This is a genomic window from Stutzerimonas stutzeri (assembly GCF_000935215.1).
Lineage (GTDB): Bacteria > Pseudomonadota > Gammaproteobacteria > Pseudomonadales > Pseudomonadaceae > Stutzerimonas.
Map to the genome: position 1 here is coordinate 1 of NZ_JXXD01000096.1, position 7,328 is coordinate 7,328.

General features: G+C 64.2%; 6 protein-coding genes. 3 read left to right on the top strand and 3 right to left on the bottom strand.

Annotated features, from left to right (window positions below):
- The first annotated feature begins 52 nt into the window (after positions 1-52).
- From LO50_RS11125 to LO50_RS11135, 3 genes are all read left to right on the top strand, one after another.
- Positions 53-1,258 carry an osmoprotectant NAGGN system M42 family peptidase gene (locus tag LO50_RS11125; RefSeq protein WP_044315027.1) on the top strand — a complete coding sequence of 402 codons (1,206 nt, stop codon included), beginning with the start codon at positions 53-55 and terminating at the stop codon, positions 1,256-1,258.
- A gap of 194 nt (positions 1,259-1,452) precedes the next feature.
- A complete protein-coding gene (locus tag LO50_RS11130) occupies positions 1,453-4,200 on the top strand; it encodes a hybrid sensor histidine kinase/response regulator (protein ID WP_044315028.1) in 2,748 nt (915 codons plus the stop codon).
- Positions 4,201-4,244: 44 nt separating this feature from the next.
- Positions 4,245-4,472 carry a YheU family protein gene (locus LO50_RS11135; RefSeq protein ID WP_003301246.1) on the top strand — a complete coding sequence of 76 codons (228 nt, stop codon included), beginning with the start codon at positions 4,245-4,247 and terminating at the stop codon, positions 4,470-4,472.
- A 15-nt stretch (positions 4,473-4,487) separates the two neighbouring features.
- On the opposite strand, the gene LO50_RS11140 is transcribed toward LO50_RS11135, so the two are convergent.
- From LO50_RS11140 to LO50_RS11150, 3 genes are all read right to left on the bottom strand, one after another.
- The gene (locus LO50_RS11140) at positions 4,488-4,916 is read right to left on the bottom strand and encodes a hypothetical protein (RefSeq protein WP_003301247.1); all 429 of its coding nucleotides are present in this window, start codon (positions 4,914-4,916) and stop codon (positions 4,488-4,490) included.
- 114 nt (positions 4,917-5,030) lie between these two features.
- A complete protein-coding gene (locus LO50_RS11145) occupies positions 5,031-6,161 on the bottom strand; it encodes an MFS transporter (protein WP_031297561.1) in 1,131 nt (376 codons plus the stop codon).
- A gap of 128 nt (positions 6,162-6,289) precedes the next feature.
- Positions 6,290-7,099: an SDR family oxidoreductase gene (locus tag LO50_RS11150; protein ID WP_014819796.1), complete on the bottom strand. Its 810-nt coding sequence runs from the start codon at positions 7,097-7,099 to the stop codon at positions 6,290-6,292.
- Positions 7,100-7,328 lie beyond the last annotated feature (229 nt).

Below are 7,328 nucleotides of genomic sequence, written 5' to 3' on the forward strand. Positions count from 1 at the left end.
CCGACATTCACTCCATCCGAAGGCTGAAAAGGCGCCGTCAACAGGAGCTCTCATGACCGCAAAACTCCCCGAACCCGATCTCAACTACATGCAACGCGTGTTGCTGGAAATGCTCGCCATCCCCAGCCCCACTGGATTCACCGACACCATTGTGCGCTATGTTGCCGAGCGCCTGGCCGAGCTGGGCATCCCCTATGAGCTGACCCGCCGCGGCACCATCCGCGCCACACTCAAGGGCCGCCGCTACAGCCCGGACCGCGCGGTCGCGGCGCACCTGGACACCATCGGCGCCATCGTCCGCGAGATTCAGGATACCGGCCGCCTCGGCCTGGCCCCGGTGGGCTGCTGGTCGAGCCGTTTCGCCGAGGGCAGCCGCGTCAGCGTCTTCACCGATACCGGAGTCATCCGCGGTAGCGTACTGCCGCTGCTGGCCTCGGGGCATGCCTTCAACACCGCCGTGGATGAAGCACCGGTGAGCTGGGACCACGTCGAACTGCGCCTGGACGCCTATACCTACAGCCGCAACGAAACCTGCGCGCTGGGCGTCAACGTCGGTGATTTCGTCGCCTTCGATCCAATGCCGGAATTCACCGAGAACGGCTACATCAGCGCCCGTCACTTGGATGACAAGGCAGGCGTCGCCGCGCTGCTAGCGGCACTGAAGGCCATCGTCGAAAGCGGCCGCGAACCGCCCATCGATGTGCATCCGCTGTTTACCATCACCGAGGAAACCGGCTCCGGAGCCGCCGGCGCCCTGCCTTGGGATGTCAGCGAGTTCGTCGGGATCGACATCGCGCCGGCGGCCAAGGGCCAGGCCTCCAGTGAGCACGCGGTAACCGTGGCGATGCAGGACTCCGGCGGCCCCTATGACTTCCATCTGTCCCGGCACCTGCTCAAGCTCGCCAGCGAGAACGAAATCCCGGTACGCCGCGATCTGTTCCGCTACTACCACAGCGACGCCCAATCGGCGGTCGAAGCGGGACACGACATCCGCACCGCGCTGCTGGCTTTCGGCTGCGATGCCACCCATGGCTACGAACGCACCCACATCGATAGCCTCGCGGCCATGAGCCGCCTGCTCTGCGGCTATATGCTCAGCCAGCCGGTCTTCGCCAGCGACTCACAGCACGCGAAGGACTCGCTGGAACGCTTCAGCCATCAACTGGAACATGATGCGCAGATGGAGAACGACACCCGTGTACCACCCGTCGACACACTGATCGGGCGCCAGCACCAACCCCAGGAGCGTGATAGTTGAGCCATCGGCTTACGTGACCAGGCGCCTGCTTCGCACAGTAGACGCTTGCCGCTCGGCGTGTAACTCGGCAAAGTTAACCGGACAAGGACGTGCGGCACTCTGAAGGCGCCATGTAGAGCCCAAGGAATCGGTACCGTCACATCGCTCTACTAATATGTGTCGCCCATTCGGGCGCGCCCCTTCCGGAACGAAACATGTCGCCGCGTTCATGCCTGGCTCTGTTGCTGTTTTGCCTGTCGCTCCAAGCCTGGGCAGTCTCGCCCGTCGTGTTCGATTCGCCCGATACGCGCCAGTCCCTCGGTAACGGCACCCTCTACCTTGAAGACCCGGATGGCAGCCTGGATTTCGATGACGTCATGGCGTTACCCGCCGAGCGTCTGCGCCCCGTCGAGAGCGGGCATGTCAACGAGGGCAAGAACAGCTCGACGTGGTGGCTACGCACCAGGCTGGTCAACGAGCTGGACGCACCGCTCGGCGGTTTCATCGAGATCAACTATCCACTGCTCGACCACATCGAGGTGTTCCTGCAGTACCCCGACGGCAGCATCAGCCGGCAACTGAGCGGGGATCGCTACCCCTTTGCGGATCGCGCGGTGAAGGTCAGCGACTTCTGGTTTCCCGTCGATCTGCCGCCGGGCGAAAGCACGCTGCTGTTACGCATCAAGACCACCAGCACGCTCTACGTGCCACTGTATTTCAGCAGCTACAACGCCAGCGCGGCCGAGCAGCAGGAGCTGAGCGGCATCAGCGGGGCCTTCTATGGCGTGCTGTTCGCGATGTTCTGCTACAACCTGTTCCTCTTCGCTTCGCTGCGCGAACCGGCGTACTTCTGGTATCTGGTCTACACCCTCAACGTCGGACTGTTCGCACTCTCCTTCGACGGCCTGCTGGTCAAATGGCTGGCCGACGACGGCGGGCTGGTGGCCATGGGCATCTACGTCCTGATGTTCAGTCATTGCCTGATCGCCATTCAGTTCAGCCGCCACTTCCTGCATACCCGCGAACTCTTTCCACGGCTCGATCTGGTGCTGCGCTGCACGCTGCTCATCGCCCTCGGCAGCATGGTTTCCGGGCTGCTGCTGGACGTGCAGACCTGGAGCATCCTGGCCAGCATCACGGTGATCGCCGCCTCGGTCGGCCTGCTCGTCACCGGTGCCTTCGTCTGGCGCCGCGGCGTGCGCTACGGGGTTTACTACACGCTGGCCTGGGGCGTGCTGCTGGCCTCGTTCATTCTGGTCACGGCCGGCTCGTTGGGTTTCGAACTGTTCGGCCTGTACGGCGCGGCGGTGGTCAAGGCCAGCGTCGCTTTCGAACTGATCACCCTGTCCATCGGCCTGGCCGATCGCATCAACCTGCTCAAGGAAGAGGGCTACCGCTCGCGTGAGGCCGCCGAGCGGGCCGCCAGCGAGAACGAAGCCAAGAGCCGCTTCCTGGCCAAGATGAGTCACGAGATCCGCACTCCGCTCAATGGCGTGCTCGGCATGCTGCAACTGCTGCGTGAAACGCCGCTGGACCGCAGCCAGCAGTTCTACCTGGATACCATCTCCAGCTCCGGCAATTCGCTGTTGGCGGTGATCAACGACATCCTCGACTACGCCCGGATCGGCTCCGGCAAGCTCAGCCTGGAAGACATCGATTTCGATCTGGAAATCCTGATTTCCGAAACCATCCGGCTGTTCACCGCGCAGGCGCTGGAGAAACAGCTGAGCCTGCACGTAGGCCTGGAGCCCGGCGTGCCGCGACGGATTCGTGGCGACCCAACGCGACTCAAACAGATTCTGATGAATCTGCTGAGCAATGCGCTGAAATTCACCGAGCACGGCCACGTACTGCTCGAAGTCTCCTGCCGTCAGACCCAGGAAGGCACCCGGCGCCTGGTGTTCTGCGTCAGCGACAGCGGTATCGGCATGCGTCAGGAAGTGTTGGCGCAACTGTTCGAATCCTTCTCCCAGGGCGATTCGAGTACCACCCGACGTTATGGTGGCAGCGGACTTGGCCTGGCGATCAGCAAGGAGCTGGTGGAAATGATGAACGGCCATATCGAGGTGCAGAGCGCACCGGGCCGCGGCAGTCGCTTCTGCTTCGAGATTCCGCTGCAAAGCGCAAGCGACACGGAAGACCCCCTCGCCCATCTGCTCGGCGGCCGCCCGGCGCTGCTCGCCTCGCAGGATACCGAGGGCCTCGAAGCGTTGAGCCATCTGCTGCGGCGCTGGGGCATGCGCACCGAGCGCTGCCAGACCCCGGAATGCCTGCCGGACTACCTGTCTGACTTCACCGCCCCGCCACTGCTGGTTCTGCTGGCGCCCTGGCCGGGTAGTCCGGCGCAGTGGCTGGAGCGTCTTCGCCCGCATCTGGAGGCGAATCAGCGGGTGCTGATGCTCTATTCGCCAGTCCACGAGCCACCGCCACCATCGCCCGGCTTACGCCTGATCAGCCTGGCGCTACCGCTGCAGAGCACGCCGCTGCGCGAGGCGCTGCAAACCCTGTACGCCGAGGAGCCTCGGTGGGCCAGCGAAACGACCGAAGAAGCGCCGGCCGAACAGCCACCCCGCGAGCCCTGCATTCTGATCGCCGAGGACAATCCGGTGAATCAGATGGTGGTGCGCGGCCTGCTGAAAAAGCGCGGTTACGCGGTTCAGCTCGCCGACAACGGACGCCAGGCCGTGGACCTCTATCGCCGCGATCCGGAAGCCGTGCAACTGATCCTGATGGACTGCGAAATGCCGGAGCTCGATGGCTTCGAAGCCAGCCGGCGGATACGCAAGCTGGAAGCGGAGCTTGAATTACAGGCCGTGCCGATCATCGCCGTGACCGCCCACGTACTGGCAGAGCACCGTCAGCGCGGCCTGGAATCGGGTATGGATGAATTCATCGGCAAACCTCTGGAGAGCCGGCAGCTGTATGCTTGCCTGGACAGCTACCTGCAGGGCGGCGCGAGCTAACGTCCGCCGGCCTTGTGGCAAACCGGCTCACCCGAAGAAATCCCATGCTCATACCGCACGACCAGCTCGAACCGGACACCCTGACCCGCCTAATAGAAGATTTCGTCACCCGCGATGGCACCGATAATGGTGACGAAACCCCGCTTGAAACCCGGGTGACACGGGTGCGCCGCGCGCTGGACAAGGGGGAGGCGGTGATCGTCTTCGACCCCGACAGTCAGCAATGCCAGCTGGCCCTCAGGCGCGATGTGCCGCGCGAGTGGCTGGACTGAACGCCGCCGCGCGTTTCAGCCGAACAGACCGCTCTCCCGCTCCCAGGCACAGCGCATGCGCAGGTCGCTCTGCTGCGGACTGTGGCTGCCGGTATCGGTTTCCCAGCGAAAGGTGTGGGTGCCGTTGAGCTCGGTTTCCAGGTGCACCACCGCGCTGGTCCAGTACAACTGCTTGAGCAGCTCCTCGAAACGCTGGACCCAGAGCGCCCACTCGTACTCCACTGCGCGGTAGCTGGCACCGAAGTGGATCACCTGGGTCTGGTACAGGCCCAGTTCCTCGTTACGGCAGAAGGAAAACATCTCGCGACCGATGAAGGGCCAGGCCTCGCCCTGCGGCAACGCCTGCACGGCAGCCAGATTGTTCGCCCGGCGCTGGCGGCACTGCTCGGGGTCGGCGGAAGGCCAATCACGGATGCAGCCATAAACGATGGATTCAGACTCCACTCGAAACTCCGAAACGCAGGGATAAACTGGGACGGCGAGCTTTCTAGCACAGCGCGGCGGGCGGGTCACCCGCGGCTTGGGAAGTGGTGAAACAGGCCACAGCCTCGGGACGGTTCAGCGATCCTGATGCCGTGGCCGCAGGCGCATCGCCAACAACGACATGCATGCCGCCATGCCGGTGAGGACCAGGAACGGCATGCGATAGTCACCCGCCAGATCACGCCCGAGCCCGGCCAGTACCGGCGTCAGGCACGCCAGGCAGTAGCCGGTGCAGAGCATCATCGCGGTCAGCCGGCTGACCGCCAACGGAGTATTGGCTTCGTACATCGGCGAGATCAGCGCCAGGGAGAAGGTGCCGTTGAGCGCGACGCCGAGCAGCATGCAGACCACCAGGGGTTGCCAGCTCGGTGCCAGAGCGATTGCTGCCAGGCAAAGGGTCGCCAACCCGCCGCACGCTGCCATGATTCGATGCCGATTGCCCAGCCGCTGCGCCAGCCAGGGCATGGCAAAGGCACTTGGCAGGCCGATGAGCATGAAGCCACTGAAGAACGCATTACTTTGCAGCAGGCTGTAGCCAACCTCGTGATAACGAGCCACCAGCCAAGTGGCCAGCGCGTAGAACAGCCCGGCCTGAAGGGCGAAGTAGACACTGAGCAACCAGGCCCGAGGCTCCTTCCAGGGCAAACCGGCACGACTCTCGCTGGCGGCTTCCGGCTGATTGGGCAAGCGCGACCAGATCAGCAGCGCAGCCAGGGCCGGCAGCGCCCAGAGCGCCAGGCCACGCGTCCAGTCCTGCCCCATCACCTCGGTGGCCGGCGCCGTCACCACTACGCCGAGGGTGCCGCCGACCGCCATGCTCAGCGAGTACCAGGCGGCGGTCTGGCCCATGCGTTCGAGGAAGTAGCGCTTGATGAAACCGGACAGCAGCGGCCCGGCGACGGCGATCCCTGCGCCAACCAGCCCGGCGGTGCCGATCAGCAGAACGGCATTGTGGCCGAACAGCCGCAACAGCAATGCCACGCCGATCAGCCCGAGGCACAGCGCGATGCTGCACTCCAGCCCGAAACGCACGGCCAGCCGCGGCGCCAGGGGGGCGAGCAAGCCCATCAGCAGAACCGGCAAGGCCGTGGTGAGACTGATCAGACCGCGAGAAAGCGAAAGCTCTTCGGCGATGCGCTCGATCAGCGGAGCGAAGGAGGTAATACCTGGGCGCAGGTTGATGGCAGCCAGGACCAGCGCCAGCATCAGCAGCCCGCGGGAGGGAAAATTCACAAGCGATCCATAGGGTTACGGCGAAAAAAGGCGGACAGGCAACCCTACTCCCCGCCTCTCCCCGAGGCAACCGCAGCGGCCGCCGAAGCGGCCGGGCAGTCTCAGAGCGCCTTGCTCTTGGCGCGTTTCTTTTCGGCCAGCAGCGCCATCTCGTCGTAGATCGCCTGAGGGTTCTGCTGCTTGACCTTCCAGGCCATACGGCCCTCGTCGTGCGGCAGGATCATGAACTCGCCCTTGGCGACCTGCTGGTGGATGTAGTCAGCGATGTCCGCCGCAGTAATCGGCGAGGACTCCAGCAGCTTGCCGATCTGCGCCTTCACGTTCGGCGTCGGGCCGCGGAAGGAATCCAGCAGGTTGGTCTGGAAGAACGACGGGCAGACCACATGCACGCCGACCTCGGCCTGGCGCAGCTCGACCAGCAGGCTTTCCGACAGCGCCACGACGCCGGCCTTGGCCACGTTGTAGTTGCTCATGCCCGGTGCCTGCATCAGCGCCGCCATCGACGCGATGTTGATGATCTTGCCCTTGCTCTTCTGTACCAGCGGCAGGAACGCCTTGCAGCCCTTGACCACACCCATCAGGTTGATCGCGATCTGCCAGTCCCAGTCCTCCAGCGACAGCTCGTCGAAGAAGCCGCCGGAAGCCACACCGGCGTTGTTGACCACGATATCGATGCCGCCAAGCTTCTCCTCGCAGGCCTGGGCGAAGGCGATCAGCTGGCTGTAGTCACGCACGTCGCAGCGCATGGTGAAGCCGTCACCGCCCGCTTCGCGGACCATTTTCAGGGTTTCCGCCAGGCCGCCTTCGTTGACATCGGAAAGCGCCAGCTGCCAGCCCTCACGCGCCCAGCGCAGGGCAATCTCGCGACCGAGCCCGGAGCCGGCACCGGTAATCATCATGCGGTTGTGCATCGTTGTGCTGCCTTTTGTTGTTCGGGTAGTGGCAGCGAGTCTAGCGAATGCCGGGGCACGGACCGGCATCCATCAGACTGCTGAATGCCCTTGGCAAACCCGCGGCTCATGGGGCTGACCGCGCGGTTCCGGGCAGGCAATATGGCGGCAGCATGGGCTCGCTATAGCTGCACGAGCGACCTGCGCCACGAATAAAAAAGGGCAGCCCGAGGGCTGCCCTTGTTTCTGC